General features: G+C 34.9%; 1 protein-coding gene. It reads right to left on the bottom strand.

From position 1 onward, the window contains the following. Positions 1-97: 97 nt before the first annotated feature. Positions 98-1,056: RNA-guided endonuclease TnpB family protein (locus CQZ94_RS30790; RefSeq protein ID WP_105588443.1), on the bottom strand; the 959-nt coding region annotated here is incomplete at its 5' end.

Consider the following 1,056-nt stretch of genomic DNA (forward strand, 5'->3'; position numbering starts at 1 on the left):
GGGGGCTTCTCGGTTAGTCGTTACTTTTGATAGCTAACGAATTAGTCCTAAGACAGCCGAGCTAACTCCCTTGTTCCAAAGGTTATTTTATTGCTATTTATGCTAACGCTAATAGACGTATTGCTTCATTTTTGATATTGATAGCTGAGTTATAATCTCTATCGAGATTTATACCACATATACAAGAATATACTCGTTCAGACAATGATATATCTTTCACAATTCCACAATTGCTACATGTTTTTGTGGAAGGAAACCATTTGTCTATTTTCACAAGTTGTTTGCCTTGTTCTTGTAGTTTATAAGCTAAAAAAGAAGTGAACAGACCCCAACCATTGTCAGCAACACTTTTTCCAAAATGAAGTGCTTGCGACATTCCTTTCATGTTTAGGTCTTCCATAGCTATAACATCAAAATTAGTAGCCAACTCTTTAGACTCATGATGAAGGAAATTCTTACGTTGGTTAGCCACTTTCTCATGTAACTTAGCTACACGAATACGTTGTTTATTCCAACGCTCAGAACCTTTATTGCGTCTTGCTAATACTCGTTGTGCCTTTGCTAATCGGTCTAACATGTTACGATAGAACTTAGGATAGTTGGCTTTCTCACCCTCAGAACTAACATATAATCCATTCATCGCAAAGTCTAATCCAACAAATGTTTCTACTTCTTTTTGTACAATCTCTTTTTCATATTCAGTCAAGATGGACACATAGTATTTACCGGTAGGTGTCATGGAGATCGTACATGACTTGATAATATAGTCTTGTGGTATTTCTCTATGCTGTTTGATACGTACCATTTTTAGTTTTGGTAATTTGATATGACCATTTAGCAACATAATATTTCCGTTTACTACATTCGTTGTATAAGATTTTCTGGCTTTTTTACTTTTGAATGTTGGAAAGTCATTTTGACCACTAAAGAAATTCTTATAGGCAGTTTGCAAGTTTAGTTGAGCATTTGCCAAAGCTAATGAATCAACTTCTTTTAACCACTCAAATTCTGCTTTGTATTTCGCAGGAGTTGGAAGCTTTTGTTTCTTTAGTTGTT

The organism is Bacillus sp. MYb209 (assembly GCF_002975175.1).
In the GTDB taxonomy this organism is placed as follows: Bacteria; Bacillota; Bacilli; order Bacillales; family Bacillaceae_G; genus Bacillus_A.